The 22,983-nt window shown below is 68.4% G+C and carries 24 protein-coding genes; 8 read left to right on the top strand and 16 right to left on the bottom strand.

Features of this window, described 5'->3' with window-relative positions; genetic code table 11:
* Positions 1–12: 12 nt before the first annotated feature.
* The 6 genes from lgt to ACLBYA_RS10210 all read right to left on the bottom strand — a co-directional run bounded on the left by lgt (position 13) and on the right by ACLBYA_RS10210 (position 7,180).
* Entirely contained in the window at positions 13–2,067 is a 2,055-nt protein-coding gene (lgt, locus tag ACLBYA_RS10235; protein ID WP_447709284.1) for a prolipoprotein diacylglyceryl transferase, read from the bottom strand.
* Positions 2,064–2,852: a tryptophan synthase subunit alpha gene (gene trpA, locus ACLBYA_RS10230; RefSeq protein WP_447709283.1), complete on the bottom strand. Its 789-nt coding sequence runs from the start codon at positions 2,850–2,852 to the stop codon at positions 2,064–2,066. The genes lgt and trpA overlap by 4 nt, the downstream gene beginning before the upstream one ends.
* Positions 2,849–4,108 (bottom strand): tryptophan synthase subunit beta, encoded by a 1,260-nt coding sequence (trpB, locus tag ACLBYA_RS10225; protein ID WP_447709282.1) that lies wholly within the window; start codon positions 4,106–4,108, stop codon positions 2,849–2,851. Before trpB ends, trpA begins: the two co-directional genes overlap by 4 nt.
* 44 nt (positions 4,109–4,152) lie before the next feature.
* The gene (gene trpC, locus ACLBYA_RS10220) at positions 4,153–4,968 is read right to left on the bottom strand and encodes an indole-3-glycerol phosphate synthase TrpC (RefSeq protein WP_447709281.1); all 816 of its coding nucleotides are present in this window, start codon (positions 4,966–4,968) and stop codon (positions 4,153–4,155) included.
* Positions 4,969–5,036: 68 nt separating this feature from the next.
* Entirely contained in the window at positions 5,037–5,660 is a 624-nt protein-coding gene (locus ACLBYA_RS10215; protein WP_447709280.1) for a TIGR02234 family membrane protein, read from the bottom strand.
* Positions 5,657–7,180 carry an anthranilate synthase component I gene (locus ACLBYA_RS10210; protein ID WP_447709416.1) on the bottom strand — a complete coding sequence of 508 codons (1,524 nt, stop codon included), beginning with the start codon at positions 7,178–7,180 and terminating at the stop codon, positions 5,657–5,659. The genes ACLBYA_RS10215 and ACLBYA_RS10210 overlap by 4 nt, the downstream gene beginning before the upstream one ends.
* Positions 7,181–7,249: 69 nt before the next feature.
* Between ACLBYA_RS10210 and ACLBYA_RS10205 the strand changes: the two genes are divergently transcribed.
* The 3 genes from ACLBYA_RS10205 (at position 7,250) to ACLBYA_RS10195 (ending at position 9,253) form a co-directional block, all read left to right on the top strand.
* Positions 7,250–7,705: a peroxiredoxin gene (locus tag ACLBYA_RS10205; protein WP_447709415.1), complete on the top strand. Its 456-nt coding sequence runs from the start codon at positions 7,250–7,252 to the stop codon at positions 7,703–7,705.
* Positions 7,706–7,781: 76 nt separating this feature from the next.
* The gene (locus tag ACLBYA_RS10200; protein WP_447709279.1) at positions 7,782–8,459 is read left to right on the top strand and encodes a FadR/GntR family transcriptional regulator; all 678 of its coding nucleotides are present in this window, start codon (positions 7,782–7,784) and stop codon (positions 8,457–8,459) included.
* Positions 8,456–9,253 (top strand): ABC transporter ATP-binding protein, encoded by a 798-nt coding sequence (locus tag ACLBYA_RS10195; RefSeq protein ID WP_447709278.1) that lies wholly within the window; start codon positions 8,456–8,458, stop codon positions 9,251–9,253. The genes ACLBYA_RS10200 and ACLBYA_RS10195 overlap by 4 nt, the downstream gene beginning before the upstream one ends.
* Here ACLBYA_RS10195 and ACLBYA_RS10190 read toward each other — a convergent pair.
* Genes ACLBYA_RS10190 through hisD form a run of 10 tightly spaced genes read right to left on the bottom strand, consistent with a single transcriptional unit; the run spans position 9,250 to position 18,313 of the window.
* A complete protein-coding gene (locus ACLBYA_RS10190; protein ID WP_447709277.1) occupies positions 9,250–10,245 on the bottom strand; it encodes a hypothetical protein in 996 nt (331 codons plus the stop codon). The two genes, ACLBYA_RS10195 and ACLBYA_RS10190, sit on opposite strands and share 4 nt — an antisense overlap.
* Positions 10,235–11,851 (bottom strand): N-6 DNA methylase, encoded by a 1,617-nt coding sequence (locus tag ACLBYA_RS10185; protein ID WP_447709276.1) that lies wholly within the window; start codon positions 11,849–11,851, stop codon positions 10,235–10,237. The genes ACLBYA_RS10190 and ACLBYA_RS10185 overlap by 11 nt, the downstream gene beginning before the upstream one ends.
* A gap of 35 nt (positions 11,852–11,886) precedes the next feature.
* On the bottom strand, positions 11,887–12,234 hold the full coding sequence (gene hisI / locus ACLBYA_RS10180; protein WP_447709275.1) for a phosphoribosyl-AMP cyclohydrolase: 348 nt from the start codon (positions 12,232–12,234) through the stop codon (positions 11,887–11,889).
* A 34-nt stretch (positions 12,235–12,268) separates the two neighbouring features.
* Positions 12,269–13,042: an imidazole glycerol phosphate synthase subunit HisF gene (hisF, locus tag ACLBYA_RS10175; RefSeq protein WP_447709274.1), complete on the bottom strand. Its 774-nt coding sequence runs from the start codon at positions 13,040–13,042 to the stop codon at positions 12,269–12,271.
* 1 nt (position 13,043) lies between these two features.
* Entirely contained in the window at positions 13,044–13,856 is an 813-nt protein-coding gene (locus tag ACLBYA_RS10170; RefSeq protein ID WP_447709273.1) for an inositol monophosphatase family protein, read from the bottom strand.
* A complete protein-coding gene (gene priA, locus ACLBYA_RS10165; RefSeq protein ID WP_447709272.1) occupies positions 13,856–14,590 on the bottom strand; it encodes a bifunctional 1-(5-phosphoribosyl)-5-((5-phosphoribosylamino)methylideneamino)imidazole-4-carboxamide isomerase/phosphoribosylanthranilate isomerase PriA in 735 nt (244 codons plus the stop codon). Before priA ends, ACLBYA_RS10170 begins: the two co-directional genes overlap by 1 nt.
* Positions 14,591–14,614: 24 nt before the next feature.
* Complete coding sequence (gene hisH / locus ACLBYA_RS10160) at positions 14,615–15,268, bottom strand: imidazole glycerol phosphate synthase subunit HisH (RefSeq protein ID WP_447709271.1); 654 nt, start codon at positions 15,266–15,268, stop codon at positions 14,615–14,617.
* The gene (hisB, locus tag ACLBYA_RS10155; RefSeq protein ID WP_447709270.1) at positions 15,265–15,873 is read right to left on the bottom strand and encodes an imidazoleglycerol-phosphate dehydratase HisB; all 609 of its coding nucleotides are present in this window, start codon (positions 15,871–15,873) and stop codon (positions 15,265–15,267) included. Before hisB ends, hisH begins: the two co-directional genes overlap by 4 nt.
* Positions 15,870–17,003 carry a histidinol-phosphate transaminase gene (locus ACLBYA_RS10150; RefSeq protein WP_447709269.1) on the bottom strand — a complete coding sequence of 378 codons (1,134 nt, stop codon included), beginning with the start codon at positions 17,001–17,003 and terminating at the stop codon, positions 15,870–15,872. The genes hisB and ACLBYA_RS10150 overlap by 4 nt, the downstream gene beginning before the upstream one ends.
* On the bottom strand, positions 17,000–18,313 hold the full coding sequence (gene hisD, locus ACLBYA_RS10145; RefSeq protein WP_447709268.1) for a histidinol dehydrogenase: 1,314 nt from the start codon (positions 18,311–18,313) through the stop codon (positions 17,000–17,002). Before hisD ends, ACLBYA_RS10150 begins: the two co-directional genes overlap by 4 nt.
* 66 nt (positions 18,314–18,379) lie before the next feature.
* Between hisD and ACLBYA_RS10140 the strand changes: the two genes are divergently transcribed.
* From ACLBYA_RS10140 to ACLBYA_RS10120, 5 genes are all read left to right on the top strand, one after another.
* Positions 18,380–18,802: a nitroreductase family deazaflavin-dependent oxidoreductase gene (locus tag ACLBYA_RS10140; protein WP_447709267.1), complete on the top strand. Its 423-nt coding sequence runs from the start codon at positions 18,380–18,382 to the stop codon at positions 18,800–18,802.
* 35 nt (positions 18,803–18,837) lie between these two features.
* On the top strand, positions 18,838–19,476 hold the full coding sequence (locus ACLBYA_RS10135; RefSeq protein WP_447709266.1) for a LysE family transporter: 639 nt from the start codon (positions 18,838–18,840) through the stop codon (positions 19,474–19,476).
* 172 nt (positions 19,477–19,648) lie between these two features.
* The gene (locus tag ACLBYA_RS10130) at positions 19,649–20,221 is read left to right on the top strand and encodes a hypothetical protein (RefSeq protein WP_447709265.1); all 573 of its coding nucleotides are present in this window, start codon (positions 19,649–19,651) and stop codon (positions 20,219–20,221) included.
* Positions 20,218–21,303, top strand: a complete 1,086-nt coding sequence (locus ACLBYA_RS10125; protein WP_447709264.1) for a PrsW family glutamic-type intramembrane protease — start codon at positions 20,218–20,220, stop codon at positions 21,301–21,303. Before ACLBYA_RS10130 ends, ACLBYA_RS10125 begins: the two co-directional genes overlap by 4 nt.
* 290 nt (positions 21,304–21,593) lie before the next feature.
* Positions 21,594–22,982: a hypothetical protein gene (locus ACLBYA_RS10120; RefSeq protein WP_447709263.1), complete on the top strand. Its 1,389-nt coding sequence runs from the start codon at positions 21,594–21,596 to the stop codon at positions 22,980–22,982.
* Position 22,983 lies beyond the last annotated feature (1 nt).

Below are 22,983 nucleotides of genomic sequence, written 5' to 3'. Positions count from 1 at the left end.
GTAGTGATCAGCTCAGCGGCGGCGCTGCCACCAGCGCTTGGCCGGTGCCGGCGCAGGCGTCGGTGCCGACGCAGGTGCGGACTTGGTTTCCCAAGGTGCAGATGCAGTTTCGGGCGCACCTTCAACGGGCTTGTCCGTCGTACTGTCCGACTCCCCCGGCTCGGCGCCGGTCTCGGCCTGCTCGGCGTCGCCTGACTCGGCGGCCACGTCGTCGTCCGCCTCGGCAGTCTCTGCAGCCGCTGCTTCGGCCTCGATCACTTCGTCGGAGGCGGCGTCCTGGGTGAGCTCGGCGGCTTCGGTGGAGTCGCCATCGGCTACGTCGGTCTCATGCCCAGAGGTCTGCTCTGTCTCAGGAGCCTCGGCAGATTCGGCGGCCGGGTCTTCGGCCTCGACTACCTCTTCTGAGGCAGCGTCCTGAGTGAGGTCAGCGACCACGGCGGATTCGCCATCGGCGGCGGGCTCTGCTTCCACGGCAGTATCTGTGGCCGGGTCTTCGTCTTCGATCACTTCGCCGGACGCGGCGTCCTCGGTGAGCTCGGCGGCTTCGGTGGAGTCGCCATCGGCTATGTCGGTCTCTTCAGGAGCCTCGACGTCTACGGCATCATCTTCCGCACGAGCCGCTTCCGCTTCCGAGCCCCCGACATGTTCGGTGTCTGTGTCGGCGACCGCGGCGGGTGCGCCATCAACCTCGGTGTCCGACTCTTCCGCAGCCTCGGCGTCTGCCGTCTCATCCTCGTCAGGGGTGGACTCGGCTGCAGACTCCTCGGCGAGTTCGGTATCGCCTTCGGCCTGCTCGGCAGCGGACTCTGCTTCCTCGGCAGTCTCTGCGGCCGTGTCATCGACCTCGACCACTTCGTCGGAGGCGGCGTCCAGCGTGAGCTCGGCGACCTCGGCGGGCCCACCATCGGCCACGTCAGACTCGTCAGCCTCAGCCTCAGCCTCGACAACAACCGGCACCACCTTTGTGGCGGCCTTATCCGGCGTCATCTCGTCGCCCTCGACGACCTCGGCCTCCACAGCCTCGAGCACTTCGGTCTCGCCGGCTACTTCGTCGGCATCGGCTCGCTCGGCCGCATCCGCTATACCGCCATTCCCACCGGCCCCGTCCTTGGCCACCGCCACGGCAGTCGCCGCCACCACCCCGCCTGCAGCAGCACCGGTGATCACCTCGGTGTCCAGATCGCCGACAGACACTTCGCGGGTCCCGTTGCCCTGCAGCGTCTCGGGCGCCTCTCGCCCCTTCGGCGCGACCATGATGTACACCACCGCCGCAATGAACACGAACGTCGCGGTGAACGAGTTGATCCGAATCCCGGCGATCAATGTCGCGGTATCGCTGCGCAGCAACTCGATCCAGAACCGGCCCAGGCAGTAGCCGGCCACGTACAACGCGAACAACCGGCCGTGCCCGAACTTGAATCGGCGGTCCACCCAGATGAGCACCGCGAAAACCAAGACATTCCACAGCAGTTCGTACAGGAACGTCGGGTGCACGACACCGATGACCTCGCCGGTCGACACACCGTTGAGGGTGTCCCGGAACCCGGCCGCATCCCTGCGCTCGTAGATCTCCAGGCCCCACGGCACCGTCGTGGCACGCCCGTAGAGCTCCTGGTTGAAGTAGTTGCCCAGCCGACCGATCGCCTGGGCCAGGATGATGCCGGGCGCAATGGCATCACCGAACGCGGGCAACGGAATACCCCTGCGCCGACACGCGATCCACGCACCCACCGCACCGAGTGCCACCGCACCCCAGATGCCGAGGCCACCGTCCCAGATGCGGAACGCCGCAACCAGACCGGCGCCGCCCTCACCGAAGTACGTCGGCCAGTCGGTCATCACGTGGTACAACCGCCCACCGACCAAGCCGAACGGCACCGCCCACAACGCGATGTCATAGATGACGCCACGCTCACCGCCACGCGCCGCCCAGCGGCGATCACCGATGACCAACGCCGCAACGATGCCGGCGATGATGCACAACGCATACGCGCGCAACGGCACCCCGCCGATGAACCACACACCCTGATCAGGACTGGGTATGTAGGCCAGCGTCGTCACCGTCATGCCCGCACCGCCTGCCGAACACCTTCGGCGAGTTCCGCAGTCAGCGACCGCACCGCATCCAGCCCTTCATCGAGCGCGGAAACCAGCGCCGAGCCGACGATCACACCATCGGCATAGGACCCGATGTCGGCGGCCTGTGCACCCGAGCGCACCCCCAGCCCGACACCCACCGGGATATCGGAGATGGCCTTGACCCGGCTCACCAACTCGGGGGCGGCATTCGAGACGGCATCACGGGCCCCGGTCACACCCATGGTCGACGCGGCGTAGACGAACCCGCGTGACGCCTGCACCGTCGCGGCCAGCCGCTCCGGCGTCGAGGACGGCGCCACCAGGAAGATGCGGTCCAGACCGTGCGCGTCGGAGGCCGCCATCCAGTCGTCGGCCTCGTCGGGGATCAGATCCGGGGTGATCAACCCCAGGCCTCCGGCCGCCGCCAGATCGCGGGCGAACGCATCGACGCCCTTGCGCAGCACCGGATTCCAGTACGTCATCACCACGGCATGCCCGCCCGCGTTGCTGATCGCCTCCACGGCGCGCAGTGCGTCGTACACCCGCACCCCACCGGCCAGCGCGGCCTCGGTGGCCCGGGCGATGGTCGGCCCGTCCATCCCGGGATCGGAGTACGCCACACCCACTTCGACGATGTCGCAACCGGACTCGACGAGCGCGGTCATCGCGGCGATCGACGTGTCCACATCCGGGTAACCGGTGGGCAGGTAGCCGATCAGTGCCGACCGGCCCTCTGCGCGGCAGCCGTCGAACACCTCAGCAAGCCGACTCATGCCGGATCCTCCATCAAGCCGAACCACTTGGCGGCTGTCTCGACGTCCTTGTCACCGCGGCCCGACACGTTCGCCACGATGATCGCCCCCGGGCCCAACTCGGCGGCGAGTTTCAGCGCGCCCGCCACTGCATGGGCCGACTCGATGGCCGGGATGATGCCCTCGGTGCGGCACAGCAGCGCGAACGCGTCCATCGCCTCGGTATCGGTGATCGGCTGGTACTCGGCCCGGCCGACATCCTTGAGCAGCGCGTGCTCGGGCCCGACGCCCGGATAGTCCAGACCCGCCGAGATCGAATGCGATTCGATGGTCTGGCCGTCCTCGTCCTGCATGAGGTAGGAGAACGACCCCTGGAACGCACCCGGGGACCCACCGGTGAAGGTGGCGGCATGCCGTCCGGTCTCCACCCCGTCGCCGGCGGCCTCGTAGCCGACCAGGCGCACGGCCGGATCGTCGATGAACGCATGGAAGATGCCGATGGCATTGGATCCGCCACCCACACACGCGACAACCGCATCGGGTAGCCGGCCGGCCTGTTCGCGGATCTGTACCCGGGTCTCCATGCCGATGACGCGCTGGAAGTCGCGCACCAGCAGCGGGAACGGATGCGGCCCGGCCGCGGTCCCGAAGGCGTAATAGGTGTTGTCCGCGTTGGCGACCCAGTCGCGGAACGTCTCGTTGATGGCGTCCTTGAGCGTCTTGGATCCGGATTCGACGGCGACCACCTGGGCACCGAGCAGCCGCATCCGCGCCACGTTGAGTGCCTGGCGGGCTGTGTCCACCGCACCCATGTAGATGACGCACTCCAGGCCCAGCAGCGCACACGCGGTAGCGGTCGCGACCCCGTGCTGGCCGGCACCGGTCTCGGCGATGACGCGGGTCTTGCCCATCTGGCGGGCCAACAACGCCTGGCCCAGCACGTTGTTGATCTTGTGAGAACCGGTGTGGTTGAGGTCTTCTCGCTTCAGGAAGATCCGCGCGCCACCGACGTGGGCGGACAGCCGCTCCGCCTCGTACAGGGGTGACGGGCGACCGCTGTAATGGCGCTGCAGCCGGTCCAGTTCGTCGAGGAAGGTCTGATCACCGCGGGCCTTCTCGTAGGCCGCGGTCACTTCTTCGATGACGGCCATCAGCGCTTCGGGCACCAGTCGACCGCCGTAAGCACCGAAGTGTCCCTTGGCGTCCGGATCGTGGCTGGTGGGTTCGGCCAGTGCGGCACTGGCGTTCGGCAATGCGGGGCCGGCGATATCGCCCATGTTCTACAGCGCCTCTTCGGGTGAGCGGCTCATCGTTACAGAATTCAGCGGGAGGGCTTCGGGCAGGACGGATGCGCACCCGCGGTGACCAGTTCGGACACCGCGCCGCGAGGATCACCACTGGTCACCAGGCCCTCACCGACCAGCACCGCATCGGCTCCGGCGCCGGCGTAGGCCAACAGGTCGGCGGTCCCGCGGATACCGGATTCGGCGACCCGGATGGTGTCGGTGGGCAGCCCCGGTGCAATGCGAGCGAAGCAATCGCGGTCGACCTGCAGCGTCTTCAGATCGCGGGCGTTCACGCCGATGACGGTGGCACCGGCTTCCAGCGCGCGGTTGGCCTCTTCCTCGGTGTGGACCTCGACCAGTGCCGTCATGCCCAGCGACTCGGTACGGTCCAGCATCGACTCCAGCGCCTTCTGCTCCAGCGCCGCGACGATCAGCAACAGCAGGTCGGCGCCGTGCGCCCGCGCCTCGTGGATCTGATACGGACCCACGATGAAGTCCTTGCGCAGCACCGGAATCGACACCGCGGCCCGGACGGCGTCCAGGTCGTCGAGCGAACCGTTGAACCGGCGCTCCTCGGTGAGCACGCTGATGATCCGTGCACCGCCGTCCTCGTAGGCCGTCGCGAGCTGAGCCGGATCCGCAATCGAGGCCAGTTCACCGCGCGACGGGCTGGCCCGTTTCACCTCGGCGATCACGGCGATACCCGGTGCGCGCAGCGCTGCCATCACATCGAGTGCAGGCCGGGCGTCCTTGGCTCGCTGCTTGATATCGGCGAAGCTCACAGCGGCTTCACGGCGGGCAACGTCGGCACGGACTCCTTCGATGATGGAGTCGAGCACGGTCGCCGTCATTGGCCATCGTCCTTTGCGGTCGGTCGGAGCGTTTCCATGAAGGTTAGTCGCCAGCGCTGCACTCGCCGTCACCGACCCTTGTTGTCCGGGTCGGCACCGCGGTCGGTCGGTTCACGGGTGGGATCACTACCCTCGTCCAACGCATCCCACAGCATCCGTTCCGACATGCCTTCGGTTCCCTCGGACGATTCGGTACGGGCCGCCTCACGCCGGGCCGCCGGCGCCGCGTAACGGTTGCCCGACGCTTTGGCGGTTCCGGCGGAGCGCATCAAGATCACCGCTGCGACCAGGGTGATCACCGCGGCCAGCAATGCTGTCCCGGCACCCGCGTAGAACCGCTGTGAACCCACCAGCGCTGCCACCGGTACCTCGGCCAGCCCGGCGGCCCGCACCGCGATGTCATGCACCACCCACTGACTGACTCCCAGATAGGCGATCCCGGCGCTGGTCACCGCCACCAGAACCGCCACCGCACGCAACGCTCGTCCGCGCACCGCCAGCGCCACCACCGCGGCGGCCAGCAGGACCAGCGCCAGCGGTACCAGCGCCGTCGACCAGGCCGCACCGTTGAGCGTCGTGGTCTTCGGCTGCCCCAGGCCATCGGCACTGCTGATCTCGACCCAGGTCAGCCGGGACGCCACCCACAAGGCGAGGGCGGCGGCCACCAGCAACACCTGCGCGAGCCGGATCACGGTGATCCGAGGGTCTCGGCCGCGGCGACGGCGGCCAGCACGGCCTTGGCCTTGTTGGTCGCCTCGTTGTACTCATACGGGCCGTTGGAATCGGCCACGACTCCCCCGCCGGCCTGCACATAGGCGGTGCCGTTGCGCATCAGGGCGGTCCGGATCGCGATGGCGAAATCGGCGTTGCCTGCGAAGTCCAGGTAGCCCAGCACACCGCCGTAGAGCCCTCGCCGGGTCAACTCGACCTCCTCGATGAGCTCCATCGCCCGCACCTTCGGCGCCCCGGACAGTGTGCCCGCCGGGAAGCAGGCGGTGACGGCGTCCAACGCCGTCTTGCCGTCGGCCAGCTGCCCCGTCACGGTGGAGACCAGGTGCATGACGTGGCTGTACCGCTCGATATGGCTGTAGTCCTCGACCCGGACGGTGCCCGGTTCGCACACCCGGCCCAGATCGTTGCGACCCAGGTCGACCAGCATCAGGTGCTCGGCGCGTTCCTTGTCGTCGGCCAGCAGCTCCTTCTCCAGCAGCACGTCCTCCTCTTCGGTCTCGCCACGCCACCGGGTACCCGCGATCGGATGCGTGGTGGCCCGGCCGTCCTTCACGGTGACCAGCGCCTCGGGGCTGGAGCCGACGACCGAGAAGTCAAGGCCGCCTTCGGCATCGGGAACGTTGAGCAGGTACATGTACGGGCTCGGATTGGTGGCCCGAAGCATCCGGTACACGTCGATCGGATCGGCGGTGGTGCTGACCTCGAAACGCTGCGAGGGCACCACCTGGAACGCCTCACCCGCTTCGATATCGCCGACCAGCTTCTCGACGATGGCGGTGTACTCCTCGACGGTGCGCTGCGCACGGTACTGCGGCTGCGGCCTGCTGAAGGTGGCCACGCTGGACCCCAGCGGCTCGCCGAGGGCGGCGGTCATCACGTCCAGCCGCGCGACCGCATCGTCATAGGCCTCGTCGACGTGTTCGTCGGTGGCGTTCCAGTTCACCGCGTTGGCGATCAGGGTGATGGTGCCCTCGTGGTGGTCGACGGCGGCGATATCGGTGGCCAACAACAACAGCATGTCGGGCAGCCCGAGATCGTCGGTGGCCACTTCGGGCAGCCGCTCGAGTCGACGCACCAGGTCATAGGCGAAGAACCCGACCAGCCCCGAGGACAACGGCGGCAGACCCGGCAATGCCGCAGTGGCCAGCAGATCCAACGTTTCGCGCAGCGCAACCAGCGGATCACCGCCGACCGGTGCGCCCTGCGGGGTGCTGCCCAGCCAGACGGCCTGTCCGCCGCGCACCGTCAGGGCCGACGGCGCACCCGCACCGATGAACGACCAGCGTGACCAGGACCGGCCGTTCTCGGCCGACTCCAACAGGAACGTGCCCGGTCGGTTGGCGGCGAGCTTGCGATACGCCGACAACGGCGTCTCACTGTCGGCGAGCACCTTGCGGGTCACCGGCACGACCCGGTGTCCGGCGGCGAGTTCCCGGAACGCCTCGCGGGGGGTGGTGACGGCCAGCGTGCTGGTATTCACGGTCTGCACGAGGACAATCCTCCCAGACCCCGATCACCGGTTCCGCGTAACGTGACAGCCATGACGCTTTTGAAGACCGGCGACCGCGTCGCCGAGTTCGAACTGCCCGATCAGACCGGCACCGTGCGCAGCCTGACGGCGCTGCTCGCGGACGGTCCGGTGGTGCTGTTCTTCTACCCGGCGGCCATGACGCCGGGTTGCACGAAGGAGGCCTGCCACTTCCGCGATCTGGCCGGTGAGTTCGCCGCCGTCGGCGCCTCCCGGGTCGGCATCAGCACCGACTCGGTGGACAAGCAAGCCAAGTTCGCCGACCAGCAGCGGTTCGACTATCCACTGCTGTCGGACAGCGATGGTGCGGTGGCAGGCGCCTTCGGCGTCAAGCGCGGGCTGCTGGGCAAGTTGATGCCGGTGAAGCGGACGACGTTCGTCATCGACACCGACCGCACCGTGCTGGAGGTCATCTCCAGCGAGTTCAGCATGGACGCCCATGCCGACAAGGCACTCGAGGTGCTGCGGGCGCGGTGACGGCGGGCTGACAACGGCCTGTCGTCCCGCGGCGGGTACCCTGGAGTCAACTCCTCAGACAAGTAGAGAGGCTGAGATGACATCGCAGATCCGGCAGGTGCAGCGAAGCCCGCTGGCAGCCCAGGCCGCCCAGCTGCTGCTCTCCCGGATCCGTGACGGTGAGTGGCCCTTGGGGCACCGTCTGCCCGGTGAGACCACGCTGGCCGCGCAGATCGGAGTGGGCCGCTCCACACTGCGTGAGGCGATCCGCGAGCTCGCCGGCCGCGGGGTACTGGAAAGTCGGCAGGGCGCAGGTGTTTTCGTCACCGCACTGGATGTCACCGAGGATTGGGACAGCGTGCTACGCCGCACCAGCATCGCCTCGGTCATCGAGGCCCGCATCGCGATCGAGGCCGAGGCCGCGGCGCTGGCCGCGACCCGACGCACTCCGGCCGATCTGCGGGAGATCCGTCGCGCCCTGGCCATCCGTGGCGTGCAGGGCCAGTCCGTACCCGACCATGTCGATGCCGATATGGCCTTCCACCGGGCGGTCATCGCCGCGGCGCACAACGAGGTGCTGATCGGGCTGTTCGACGCATTCCTGCCACGGCTGCGCACCGCGATGATCGACATGCTCAAGATCGCGCCGGTCGCCGAACCGGCCGATCACCTGTGCCATCACGAGTTGACCGAGGCCATCGCGGCACGCGCCCCCGAGGCAGCGGCCACCGCCAGCCGGAGCCATCTGACCGCACTGAAGGAGTCCTTTTCATGACACCGGTCCTGGAGATCACCGACGTCACGTTCCGCCGCGACGGTAAGCAGATCATCGACGGTATGTCGCTGACCGTGCAGGCCGGCGAACACTGGGCGTTGCTGGGACCGAACGGTGCGGGCAAGAGCACGCTGCTGGGATTCTGTGCAGCCGTGACATTTCCGAGCAGCGGCACGGTGCGGATCCTGGGCGCCGAGATGGGCAAGACCGACCTGACGGTGTTACGCCGGTCGATCGGGCACGTCAATCCCCGGCACCGGCTGCAGTACCCGCTGACGGTGCGCGAGGTGGTGCTCACCGGCTACACCGCCACCATCGACACCGCCGCTCGCTGGTCCCCTACCCCCGAACAATTGCGCCGTGCCGACGAGCTGATCGACACCGTCGGGCTGTCGGCCCGTGCCGCGGCGGTGTGGCCGACGCTGTCCCAGGGCGAACGGGGCCGCGCCCTGATCGCCCGCGCGCTGATCGCCGAGCCGGAACTGCTGCTGCTCGACGAGCCGAGCACCGGGCTCGATGTCGCCGCCCGCGAGCAGCTGCTGGAAACCATTGACACGCTGGACGATACGCATCCGGAGATGGCCTCCATCCTGGTGACCCATCACCTCGAGGAGCTGCCGACCAGCACCACCCACGCCCTGTTGATCGGCGAAGGCCGCACCGTGGCCAGCGGTCCCGCACTGAGCACGGTCACCACCGAGCATGTCAGTGAGGCGTTCCGCCATCCGGTGACCGTCGGTTTCGCCGACGGCCGCTGGAGTGCAAGGGCCAAGGCCAGCTCGCGGGTGATCTAGCCTTCGGGCGCGTTGTTGCGCCGACGGCGGGCCTCGCGGTGCCGGGTCACCGGCGCGGTGTCGATGACGCGGGAGGCCATGTCGGCCAAGAATCGCGCGGGCTGCAGCGCCGCGGGCACGACGTCATGGCGGATCGCGACGTGCGGCAGTGCCGCCAGCGCGGCATCCACGGCGGCGGTCTCGACGTCGACGATCTCGAAAAGCGTTTCCGGGTCCGCCTTCTCGATGCTGTCGACCTCATCGGATTCGGACACGGCCACCTCAGCGTCATAGTCGATCATCACCAGGGCCACCGCGTGGTAGGCGTCGTCCTCGGTGCCGAGCTTGCCGAGCAAATCGATCATCCACTCGGCCTTGTCCGGTTCGGAGGTCAGGATCGTCGAGCGCAGGCCGTAGACGAAGCCCAGCGCGGCAAGCGGATGCCGCAGCCGCAGGTTCTTGGCGTCGCCGTAACTCTCCTCGACCCGGTTGGCGGCGTTCTTACCGAAGCTGGAATCCATCCGCTTGGTGCTGATCAGCAGCTCCGGGCCGGTGTCCCAGTCGGACATGATGACGTCGACCTGCTTCATGTAGTGCTTGCCCAGCACGCTGGCGCTCGATGAGGAAACCCCCTTCATCGAACGCTGCAACCGTTGTTCGATGAGCGCACGTTCCTTGAGCGGCAGCGCCTGCAGCAGATTGGCGATCGCGCTGGGCATGATGCGTGGGTCGGTCGGCCGCGGCCACACCGCGTCCGGGTCGAACCCGATGCGGCGCAGTTCATAGGACAGCCAGACGTCCAGTGCCAGTGCCGGAACCCCGGTGGTCGACGGCGCATCCAGGTACAGCGGCACCCCGAGCAACTTGCGGAGCACCCGGAAGTCCGGGGTGTAGGCCAGCGAGTCACCGGTGCGTCGCCATGGATTGCTGTGTTCGCCGCCCGGAGCGGCATCGGCGACGATCCGGTCGAAGATCGCCCACGCGGTGGCCTTCGTGGAGGGTTCAGCGGGCACGCCGCGACCTTACCGCCCGTCGTGATGCCAGTGAATTCCGCGCCGCCCGAACCGATTCCAGGTCCGTGTCCAGGCCCAGCGCGTCATCGACGAGCGCCACGGCATCGAGTAGCCGGCCGCGGCCGAGCAGTCCGGTCACCGGGCGGCGCACCGCGCGCAACGCCGCCGCACGGGCCGCCACCAGCTCGGGTGCGGGCACCAGCCAGCGATCGGCCTCGCGCGGTTCGATCTTTAGTACCCCGCCGCCGTAGGCCCGGCCCACCATCTCGGCATGCAGCACGGTCGCCGAGTTCAGCGCCGCCAGCGGCAGCAGATCACGGCCGAGCGCGGCATGCTCGGCACCCAGGTACACCCCGTGCACAGAGTTGAGGTGATGCGCGTGCGCCCGGTTGGTGACCAGCCGTGGGGTATCGGCGTTCATGCAGGTCAACAGCAGATCCGCGGGCGCCAGCAACGGCACCCGATACCAGGGTGTGCGTACCCGGCACTTGTAGGCCAGCTGCACCCCGGCGGCGTGGCCGGCTTGCACATAACTCTGGGCGGCGTCGGACATGTCGTCTGGCGGCCGGAACAGATGTATGGACTTGCCCTCGGCGCCCAACGCTGCCAATTGTCCGGCTGTCAGGGTGAGCCCACGCAGGTGGGCGCTGCCGGGTGGCGAAAGCGGCAGCAGGTCATCGCCGCCCAGCCCGAGTTCGGCGACCCGCGCCGGGGAAAGCGCGAAGAACCCGTTGTTGCCGGTGACCATACCGAGCGTGGTCTCACCCCAGCGTTCCAGCACGTCGAACTGGCCGCCGCCCTGCAGGGCGTGCAGGGCGTCGACCGGCCGGTGCCCGATGAGCCCGCTGACCCATTTGTCGGACGGGTCCTTCGGCGACCAATGCCGCTGCACCAGTTGCGAACTCAGCGACTCGGCGTTGCGGGCTCGGTGGATGACGGCGTGTCCGGACGGTCCGGCACCGAATCCGTCGGCCAGCAGCAGCACCACATCGGCCTCGGCGCCGGGAAAGACCTGTTCGTCGAACATCACCAGCTCCACACTGGCGAACCGGTCGAACAGGAACTGCCGGACCGCGGCCGCGTAGTTGACGCTGAGCAGCTCGGCGGGCAGCACGAGCGCCAGCCGACCGCCCGGGCGCAGGAACAGTGCGGCGTGCACGGTGAACGCGGCCCAGCTCGAAGCCAGCGCGGACAGGGTGACCCCGGCGTGCAGCGCGGCACGCCGGGACTGGGCGCGCTGGCGACCGCGGAAGTCCTGGTAGCGAATATAGGGCGGGTTACCCAGCACCACGCTGTAGGCCGGCTGCGGGACCACGTCGAAGAAATCGGCGGTGCGCACCCGGGCCCGTCCCCCGGCCTCGGTGACCCGGCGGCGGGCGGTGGCCGCACTGCCGGCGTGGATCTCGACACCGTGCAGTTCAGGCGTTGCCACCCCCAGGTCACGCAACCGTTCGGTGGCGGCGACCAGAAACGCGGCATCCCCGGCGGAGGGCTCGAATACGGTGTCCTCGGCGGTGCGCACCGCCCACTGCGCCAGATACCGGGTGATGGCCGGCGGGGTGAAGAACGCACCGCGCGCCTTACGTGCTGCAGCGGTGTCGGTCACCCAGACATTCTGAACGACGGCACCGACAAGTCGCCTCAGGGCTCTCCGAGCAATTCGTCGGCATCGAAACAGCTGTGGTCACCGGTGTGGCACGCGCCGCCGACCTGATCGACCGTCAGCAGCACACAGTCCCCGTCGCAATCCAGCCGCACCGAGTGCACGTACTGGGTGTGTCCGCTGGTGGCGCCCTTGATCCACTGTTCGCCGCGGGAGCGGGAGAAGTAGGTCGCCTCGCGGGTTTCCAGGGTGCGGGCCAGGGCGGCGTCATCCATCCAGGCGACCATCAACACATCGCCGCTGCCACGTTCCTGCACCACGGCGGTGAACAGACCCTCGGCATTGCGCTTGAGCCGCGAAGTGATGGCGGGGTCCAAGGCGGTCACCGGACTCCACCTCGATTCGCCGATGTCGCCTCGCTCATCGGACGGTGATCCCATCGGCAGCCATCGCCGCTTTCACCTCACCGATGGTCAGCTCACCGAAGTGGAAGACACTGGCCGCCAGCACCGCGTCGGCGCCGGCCTGCACGGCGGGTGCAAAATGGTCGACTGCTCCGGCGCCGCCGCTGGCGATCACCGGCACCGTGACCGCCGTGCGTACCGCGTGCAGCATCGGCAGATCGAAGCCGGCCTTGGTGCCGTCGGCGTCCATCGAGTTCAGCAGAATCTCGCCGACCCCGAGTTCGGCTCCGCGCCGGGCCCATTCGACGGCGTCGATGCCGGTGCCGCGCCGACCGCCGTGGGTGGTGACCTCCCAACCCGAGGGCGTGGCCGGCTCCCCCGCCGGGACGGTGCGGGCGTCCACGCTCAACACGATGCACTGCGCGCCGAATTGCCGCGACAGTTCGGCCAGCAGTTCGGGACGGGCGATCGCCGCGGTGTTCACCGACACCTTGTCCGCGCCGGCACGCAGCAGCGTGTCGACATCGGCCACCGAGCGGACCCCGCCGCCGACCGTCAGCGGGATGAACACCTGTTCGGCGGTGCGGCGCACCACCTCGAGCATGGTGCTGCGGCCGGCCGAGGAGGCCGTGACATCGAGGAAGGTCAACTCATCGGCACCGGCCGCGTCATAGGCGGCGGCCAGTTCGACCGGATCGCCGGCATCCCTGAGGTTTTCGAAGTTGACGCCCTTGACAACCCGGCCGTCATCGACGTCCAGGCACGGGATGACCCGGACCGCGACACCCATCTCAGTAATCCTCCGGAGCACCCGCGGCGGCGACCAACTCGAGGATCTGTTCGTGGATCCCCGGTGCAGCGGCCAACGCCGATTTCGATTCGATGGTCCAGGGCGCTCCGGCCAGGTCGGTGACGATCCCGCCGGCGGCCCGCGCCAGGGCGACGCCCGCGGCGTGATCCCACACATGATGACCGAAACTGATGGCACCGCCCAGGATTCCGGCCGCCACATACGCCAGGTCGACGCCCGTGGCGCCGTGCATCCGTACCCGCGAGGACACCCGGCTCAGGTTGGCCAGCACCTCGGCACGGTACCGCCCGGGGAACCGGCCGCGGGAATCGATGTTGAACGTCTGAATGCCGACGATCGAATCAGCCAGTCCGGAACTGCCCAGCATCGGCAGTTCGATCCCGTTGTCGCGCAACGGGGTACCGACCATCGAGGTATACCGGTTCCCGGTGAAGGGCAACCAGGTCAGACCGGCGACCGGCGTGCCGCGGTACAGCAGGCCGAGCAGGATCGCGGCCATCGGTGAACCCGCGGCGTAGTTGAACGTGCCGTCGATCGGATCGAGCACCCAGACCAGCTCCGAATCGACCGGTGCACCGCCGAACTCCTCACCGTGCACCCCGATCCCGGTGCGCTCGGTCAGGGCGGCCACCACCTGACGCTCGATGGCCAGGTCGACCTCGGTGGCGAAATCGTTGCCCTGCTTACGTACCGCAGAATCGGCCCGGTGACCGGCGACGAACGGGACCGACGCGTCATCGAGCACCTCGGCGGCGGTCGCCACCAATTCGGCCAGCTGCGTGGGCTCCAGCATCAGCCGCCGACCGCGGCGAGAGCCTCGGGCAGGGTGAACCGACCAGCGTAGAGCGCCTTCCCGACGATCGCTCCCTCGACTCCGCGGTCGGTGAGGGTGGCGATGGCCTCCAGGTCCGCGATGCTGGACACGCCACCGGAGGCGATCACCGGGGCGTCGGTGCGGTCGGTGACCGAACCCAGCAGTTCCAGGTTCGGGCCGTTGAGAGTGCCGTCCTTGGTCACATCGGTGACGACGAACCGTGAACAACCTTCGCTGACAAGACGATTCAGCACCGGCCACAGGTCGCCGCCGTCGGTCTCCCAGCCGCGCCCACGCAGCCGGTAGTCGCCGTTCTCCAGCTTCACATCCAGTCCGACGGCGATCTTGTCGCCGTGCTCGGCGATGGCCGCGGCACACCACTGCGGGTTCTCCAGTGCGGCGGTGCCGAGGTTGACCCGGCGGCACCCGGTGGCCAGCGCGGCCTTCAGCGATTCATCGTCGCGAATACCGCCGGAGAGTTCGACGGCCACATCGAGTCGACCGACCACATCGGCCAACAGTTCCCGGTTGGAGCCGCGGCCGAAGGCGGCGTCGAGGTCCACCAGGTGGATCCACTCGGCGCCGTCACGCTGCCAGCCCAGCGCCGCGTCCAGTGCCGAGCCGTACTCGGTTTCGCTGCCGGCCACACCTTGAACCAGGCGCACCGCGCGGCCCTCGACGACGTCGACGGCGGGAAGAAGAATCAATGACACGTGCGGTTACCTTACTTGTCTGCCTCAGTCGAGGCTGTCGACCCAGTTGTGCAGCAGCGTCGCGCCTGCGTCGCCGCTCTTCTCCGGGTGGAACTGGGTAGCGGCCAGCGGACCGTTCTCGACCGCCGCCAGGAACGGGACCTGATGGGTGGCCCAGGTCAGCAGCGCATCGGCGTCGCCGACCCAACTCTGTGCGGCGTAGGAATGCACGAAGTAGAACCGGGTGTCGGCATCGAGGCCCTTGAACAGGGTGCTGTCGGCCGGTGCATCGACGACGTTCCATCCCATGTGCGGGATCACCGGGGCGTCGAGGCGCGTCACCGCGCCGGGCCACTGCCCGCACCCCTGGGTCTGCACACCGAACTCGACACCCTCGGCGAACATGATCTGCATCCCGACGCACACCCCGAGGACGGGCCGTCCGGCGGCCAGCCGCTTCGCGATGATCTGCTCGCCGTCGATACCACGCAGCCCGGCCATGCACGCCTCGTAGGCGCCGACACCGGGAACGACCAGGCCGTCCGCCTCGAATGCCGCCGCGGCGTCGTCGGTGACAGTGACGTCGGCGCCGGTCCGTTCCAGAGCGCGCTGCGCAGATCGCAGATTGCCGGAGCCATAGTCCAGCACGACTACGTGCTGTTTCCTTCCCCGTCGCTCCGCTCGCCCCGGCGCCGTCACAGAGTTCCCTTGGTGGACGGCACACCGGTCACCCGTGGGTCGTATTCGACGGCCTGGCGCAGTGCCCGGGCGACTGCCTTGTACTCGGCCTCGGTGATGTGGTGCGGGTCGCGACCATAGAGCGTGCGCACGTGCAGCGCGATGCGGGCGTTGTAGGCCAACGACTCGAACACATGCCGGTTGATCACGGTGTGGTAGGGCGTGCTGGATCCGGCAATGGTGAACTCCACCATGTAATCCGGCTCACCGGTGTGCACAAAGTACGGACGTCCGGACACGTCGACCGCGGCGTGGGCCAGCGTCTCGTCCATCGGGATGTAGGCATCGCCGAAACGGCGGATGCCCTTCTTGTCACCCAGCGCCTGGCCCAGCGCCTGACCCAGCACGATGGCGGTGTCCTCGACGGTGTGGTGCCCCTCGATCTCGATGTCGCCCTTGGCATGCACGGTCAGATCGAAACTGGCATGGCTGCCCAGCGCGGTGAGCATGTGATCGAAGAACGGCACGCCGGTGTTGATGTCGACCTGACCGGTGCCGTCCAGGTCGATCTCGACGACGATGTCGGATTCGCGGGTCTTGCGTTCGACCTTCGCGCGGCGGGTCATGAGGCTCCTTGATTTTGCGATACCACGCCGGATTCGGCGATCTTGGCGCTGACATCGAGAAAGATGTCGTTCTCTTCGGCGAGGCCGACGGTGGTCCGCAGGTAGCCCGGTATCCCGACGTCGCGGATCAACACCCCGGCGTCCAGGTAGCTCTGCCAGACCGCCGGCGCGTCGTCGAAACCGCCGAAGAGCACGAAGTTGGCATCGCTGGGGATGACCCGGAAACCCATGTCCGTCAACGCGGCTGCGACACGCTCACGCTCGGCGATCAGCGTCGCGACACTGCCCAGGGTGTCGTCGGCGTGCCGCAACGCGGCACGGGCACCGGCCTGGGTGAGCACCGACAGGTGATACGGCAGCCGCACCAGCAGGATCGCGTCGATCACGGCGGGGTCTGCGATCAGGTAGCCGAGTCGTCCACCGGCGAACGCGAACGCCTTGCTCATGGTGCGGGTGACGATCAGCTTGGCCGGATACTCGGCGATCAGCCCGATCGAGCTGGGCTGGCTGGAGAACTCGCCGTAGGCCTCGTCGACGATGACGACCCCGGGCGCGGCGTCCAGCACACGGCGCAGTTCGTCGATGGTGACGCTCTGCCCGGACGGATTGTTGGGGCTGGCCAGGAACACCACATCGGGGTGGTGCTCGGCCACCGCGGTCACGGCACGGTCGGTGTCGAGACCGAAATCCTCGGCGCGGGCCGCTTCCAGCCAGTCGGTCTGGGTGCCGTCGGAGATGATCGGGTGCATCGAATAGGACGGCACGAACCCGATGGCGCGCCGGCCGGGGCCACCGAACGCCTGCAGCAGCTGCTGCAGGATCTCGTTGGATCCGTTTGCGGCCCAGACGTTGTCTTTCGCGACATCGACACCGGTTTGACCGGTCAGATAGGCGGCCAGATCGGTGCGCAGGGCGACAGCGTCACGGTCGGGATAGCGGTGCAGTTCGGCGGCGGCATCACGCACCGACTCGGCGACATCGTCGATGAGCGCCTGGGTGGGCGGGTGCGGATTCTCGTTGGTGTTCAGCCGCACCGGAACCGACAGCTGCGGGGCGCCGTACGGCGATTTGCCACGCAGGTTGTCCCGCAATGGCAGATCGTCCAGCGTGATCTTGACTATGGTGCTCACCTTTCGAACCTCCGCCGGACCGCCTCGCCGTGGGCCGGCAGATTCTCCGCCTTGGACAACGTGATGACATGCCCGGCAACATCTTTCAGAGCCGCCTCGTCGTACTCGACGACGTGGATGCCACGCAGGAAGGTCTGCACCGACAGGCCGCTGGAATGCCGGGCACAGCCGGCGGTGGGCAGCACGTGGTTGGACCCGGCGCAGTAGTCACCGAGGCTCACCGGCGACCAGGCGCCCACGAAGATGGCGCCCGCGGAACGGATCCGGGCGGCCACCGCCGCGGCGTCGTCGGTCTGGATCTCCAGATGCTCGGCAGCATAGGCATTGACGACCTTGATGCCCGCCTCGACATCGTCGACCAGCACGATCGCGGACTGCCTACCGGTCAGGGCCGCGGCCACCCGCTCGCGGTGCACGGTGGTCTCCAGCTGGGCGGCCACCTCAGCATCACTGGCGTCGGCCAGAGCCACGCTGTCGGTGACCAGCACGCTGGCGGCCATCTCGTCGTGCTCGGCCTGGCTGATCAGGTCGGCCGCGACATGGCGAGGGTCGGCGGTGTGGTCGGCCAGGATGGCGATCTCGGTGGGACCGGCCTCGGCGTCGATACCCACCTGCGAGCGGCAGATGCGTTTGGCGGCGGTGACATAGATGTTGCCGGGGCCGGTGATCATGTCGACCGGGGCCAGTTCGGCCCCGTCGGTGTCGGTGCCGCCATAGGCCAACAGGGCCACGGCCTGAGCGCCGCCGACGGCCCAGACCTCGTCCACACCGAGCAGCGCGGCGGCCGCCAGGATGGTCGGGTGCGGCAAACCACCGTGTTCGGCCTGCGGCGGGCTGGCGATCACCAGCGAGTCGACCCCGGCGGTCTGCGCGGGCACCACGTTCATCACGACGCTGGACGGGTAGACGGCATTGCCGCCCGGTACATAGAGGCCGACCCGTTCCACCGGTACCCAGCGTTCGGTGACCGTCGCGCCGGGGGCCAGCGTGGTGGTGGTGTCGGTGCGCCGTTGGTCGGCGTGCACGATCCGGGTCCGCTCGATGGCGACCTCCAGGGCGGCCCGCACATCGGCGTCCAGGGCGGCCAGTGCCGCGGTCAGTTCGGTGGCAGACACCCGGACCGTGTCGGGGCGTACCCCGTCGAAGGACTGGCCGTAGTCGAGGGCGGCGACCGCGCCGCGGGCTGCCACGTCGTCGACGATGGGACGGACCTTCGGCACGACGGCATCGACATCCACTCCGCCGCGTGGCAGCGTGATCCGCAATCGGGCCGCCGACAGCTCGGCGCCGCGTAGATCGATGCGGGCCATGAGGGATCCTGAATACGTCACGGGTCTATTGTCCCAGAGCAGGCCAAATCGAATTCGGGAGCCGTCATGTCCGCGTCATCGTCTCGTAAGGAACACCCCAACAACGCCGCCGGCGTGCCGATGCTGGTGCCACCGGCATTGGAGAACTTCCAGATCAAGTACATCAACCCGCTGATCACACCGATCAGCCGGAAGCTGCCCGGAATAAGCCTGATCAAGCACACCGGACGATCCTCCGGTGCCCAGTACGAAACACCCGTCACTGCCTACCGCAAGGGCGACATCCTGGCCATCGGACTGGTCCACGGTAAGACGAACTGGGTCAAGAACGTATTGGCCGCCGGAGAGGCCGACATCCGGGTTTCCCGTAACGACCTGCATCTGGTGAACCCCCGGGTCGTCCCGGCCGGCACGTCGGACTCGTCGCTGCCGCTCATCGCTCGCATCATGGCCCGCAAGACCGGGGTCTTCGTCGCCGATATCGCCTGAAGTCGGGTTTGGCCGAACCTGCGACACTGTGTCCCATGACCTGGCAGGTGTGGCTGGCGTTCCTGGGCGCCGCGATCGCGATCAGCATCGCGCCCGGCCCGGGTGCGGTGCAGTCGATGGCGACGGGCATGACCGAGGGCCTGCGCCGCGGGTGGTGGAGCGTGCTGGGCCTGGAGATCGGCCTGATGCTGCAACTGGTGCTGGTGGCCGCCGGGGTCGGCGCGATCGTCGCCGGATCGGCCGTCGCGTTCACCGTGGTGAAGTGGCTCGGCGTGGCCTATCTGGCGTATCTGGCGGTCCGCCAGTGGCGTACCGCACCGCGGGACCTGCGGGAGCAGATGAGCACCGCCGCCGTCGGCAGCAGCCGGACGGGACTGGTGCTGCGAGGCATTCTGGTCAATGTCACCAACCCGAAGGGCCTGGTGTTCTTCCTGGCGGCACTGCCGCAGTTCGTGACGCCGACAGCGCCGCTGCTGCCCCAGTATCTGGCGATCGGGCTGACCATGGTCGTCGTCGACATCGTGGTGATGGGTGTGTACACCGGGCTGGCCGGCCGTTTGGTGGGCTGGCTGCACAACGCGCGGCAGCAGACGATCCTGAACCGGGTGATCTCGGCGATGTTCGCCGGCGCGGCGGTGGTCCTCTCGCTGGTGCGCCGAGGCGCCCCCGCCTGATCAGCAAACCTCCAATCCAGCACAACCATTGCAGTCGCAAGCACATTTCGCTCACTGATTGCGGAACAGCGATGTCGGCGGCTCACCTTTGCCAAGATTCCATCCGGTGACAGAAAATTGACGTGTTGGTAAATAACACCGTGAGCTGCGTATCTGCCGTACCTTCTGGGCCATGGCACAACCCGCAGCGCCGCCGCGTCGACGCCGACTGGCTCAGAAGCCGGCAGCCGTGGCCCTGGGCATCGGACTGCTCGCGGTGCCACTGCTTCCGCTCGCAGCTAACGCTGTTCTGCCCGAGCGGGACTGGGCAGCCGAGGCCGGCGATGAGACGTCGCTGGAACTGGAGACCGACGGTGGCCAGCGCGTCGTCATCGACGCGCTCGACGGGTGGCAGGTGACCGACGAGGGAACGTCGTTGTCGATGACCGGCGACGGAACCGTCGTGTTGGTCGAGGTGTACGACCGGATGGACCGCGACCCCGCGGCTGTCGCGCAACGACTGATGCGGGTCAATCGACTGCACGGCATCAACGCCGCACTCGACGGCGGTGTCGTCGGCGCGCAGGACGGCGCCGCGTTGTCCGGTGACACCTGTGTCGCCGTGACAACCGCGACGACGGGCACGTGTGCGTTCCTCTATGACGACGAAGTCGTGGTGTCGGTGATCGCGCTGGGTGAACCGGACCGCCCCGCCCCACATGTCCGCACGATCATCGACCGGATCAGCCGGGAGGACCAGTCGTGACCACCACTCTTGCGCGCACCGCGACACCGGCCCGGGTGCCGGTGGTCTACCGACCGGACTCCGCGGTGTTCTGGCTGTTCGTGATCACCCTCACCTACAGCGGCTACCTGCTGGTGCGCGACTACGGTGCCGCGATCAGCCTGACGATGGACGCCGAGATCGCGTTGGCGCCCCTGTGGATCGGCTTCATCGTGGTGTTGGCGTGGCTGATCCTCAAGTTCGATCCGTACCGCAGTACGCGCCGCTACCCGCAGGCACTGCTGGCCGGGACCGCACTGGGCGGTACCGCGGCGCTGATGATGGCGGTGTACGGCAACGAAGCCCTCGGCGGGGTGTGGGCACGGTACCTGTCCCCCGCGACGATGGCAGACTGGCAGGCCTCGCTGACCGCCCCGTTCATCGAGGAAGCCGCCAAGGCGATGTGCGTCGCGGTGATCCTGGTGCTGTGTTCCGCGGTGTTCCACCGCATCTCCCACGCCCTGCTGGTCGGCATGTTCGTCGGCTTCGGTTTCGACGTCGCCGAAGATCTGACCTACGCCACCCGCGAGGCGATCTACAACCTGGACTCCGATATCGCCGGAGCCGGACCGAATCTGATCATGCGGTTCGCCACCGCGGTGCCGGCGCACTGGGCCTACACCGCACTGGCCGCCGTCGGCGTCCTACTGCTGTTGCCCACGTTCACCGGACCACCCGCATGGGGTCGCGCCCGCCGCGTCACCGTCGCATTGTCATTGTTCGCGGCGGCCGCCACCATGCACTTCGTCTGGGATGCACCCGAACCCGAGGGCTGGGACTGGACGTCGCTGTGGGTGAAGCTGGCGATCAACCTGCTGCTGTTCGGACTGCCGGTGTGGATGCTGCTGGGCTTCGAACGCAGCTGGGTGGCCGACCGGATCGCCACCGGGCGGGCCGACGGCACGCTGGCGGCGGTCCCGGATGAGGTCCTCGACTCGCTGCTGACCACACGGGCGCGCCGCCGGCTGCGCAGGCAGGCTCGCCGGGACGATGGGCGACACGCCAAGAAAGCCATGCGCCGATCCCAAAATGATGCACTCGACCTGGTGCAGCAGACCGGATAACGCACACAACGCCTTTCAGCAAAGCCGGCAAATGCGTGCGGGGCTTCGCTGGACCAGCCGCCGTCGGCGTAATGCCCTCGTGACACGGGTCCGAACCGACCCCCCGGCATTGCGAGATCTCCGTACACTCCACACCCGTTGAATTGACTGCACCGCAATTTGCCGCCAAAGATGTTGCCGGGCAGCGAATTTACAGCAAATGCCGAGAACATGCTGCGCTCGGATCAGCGCCGTTGTTCGTGTATAGCTAAGTGGAGAAGTGCTTTTCGTCAGCGATGAAGGGACTCTCCATGCGGCCGACCAGCGGCGCGACGGCACAACGGACACTGATGGCCTGGGCCCTGGCGGCCGGCGTCGTCGCGGCGACCGGGCTGAACAACGCCGACGAAAGCCCGCCGGACGCACCGGGACCTGTGCACGCCGAACTGCACCCCGTGGTCGTGGTGGCCGCCCCGGCGATCCGGCCGCTGTCCACCGAGAGCCCGCTGAGCGGTGAACCGCCCGCGCCCAATGCGCTCTACGCTGCCGCGGCGACAATGGACCCGGCACCACCCCAACAGGATTCGTCCGCAGGACCGGACATTGTGGCTGACAAAGACGAGGCGCCGCGGTTCATCCTGCCCACGGTCTTCGAGGAAGCCGACGCTGCGGCGGCAGATCCGTCTGATGGTGGTACGGGCGGCGCGGCGGAGCCGGTGCCCTTCGATCCGCAGGTGCTGTTCGGACCCGGTGGGCTGCTCATCGGCAACGGGGTCGACCCCGGCCAGGACGGTGGTCTGCTCGGCGGTAACGGTGCACCCGGGGCGCCCGGCCAGCCGGGTGGCAACGCCGGCCTGCTGTTCGGCAATGGTGGCCGGGGTGGCGACGGGGTCGACGGCGGTCCGGGCGGCGCCGGCGGCAAGGCCGGCTTCATCGGCAACGGCGGAGCCGGGGGCAGCGGCGATCTCGGTGGCCGCGGTGGTGACGGTGGCGGTGCGGGCCTGATCGGAAACGGCGGACAGGGTGGTGCCGGCGGCACCAATACCGGCACCGGTGGCTCCAGCAATTACGGCGGTGCCGGTGGGCGGGGCGGCAACGGCGGCTTGCTGGGCGGTACCGGTGGCGACGGCGGCTCCGGGGGCGACGGAGTGGCAGCCGACGGCCGACAGGCCGGTGGCGCTGCGGGTGGCGATGGCGGCAGCGGCGGCCTGCTGGGCAACGGCGGCAACGGCGGCCGGGGCGGGAACGGCGATTCCGCGACCGGTGACGCCTCCGGCGGCCGCGGCGGGCAGGGCGGGAATGCCACCAACGGCAGCGCCGGTGGTGGCGGCGCAGGGGGCGACGCGACCGGTGGCACCAGTTCCTTCGGTGGTTCCGGTGGTGACGGTGGCACCAGCTCCACGACCGGTTCCGGTGGTAGCGGCGGAGGCGGCGGCTCCGCGCAGAGCGACGACGGCTTCTCGGCGGGCGGACACGGCGGCAACGGCGGCCGTGGTGCCGGGGCCGGCTCCGGCACCCGTGGTGGCGACGGCGGAGACGGCGGAAACGGTTCCGCCACCACAGGTATCGGCCGCGGTGGAAACGGTGGCAACGGCGCTGCCGGTGGTATCGGCGGCCCGGGCGGATCGGGTGGCAGCGGCGGTACCGGTACCGGTACGGCCGCGGGCAGCCGCGACGGCACCGACGGTGCCGACGGCTGAC

The organism is Mycobacterium sp. C31M (assembly GCF_053345865.1).
Note: the sequence above shows the minus strand (reverse complement) of the source record. Positions and strands in the feature narration are given on the sequence as shown.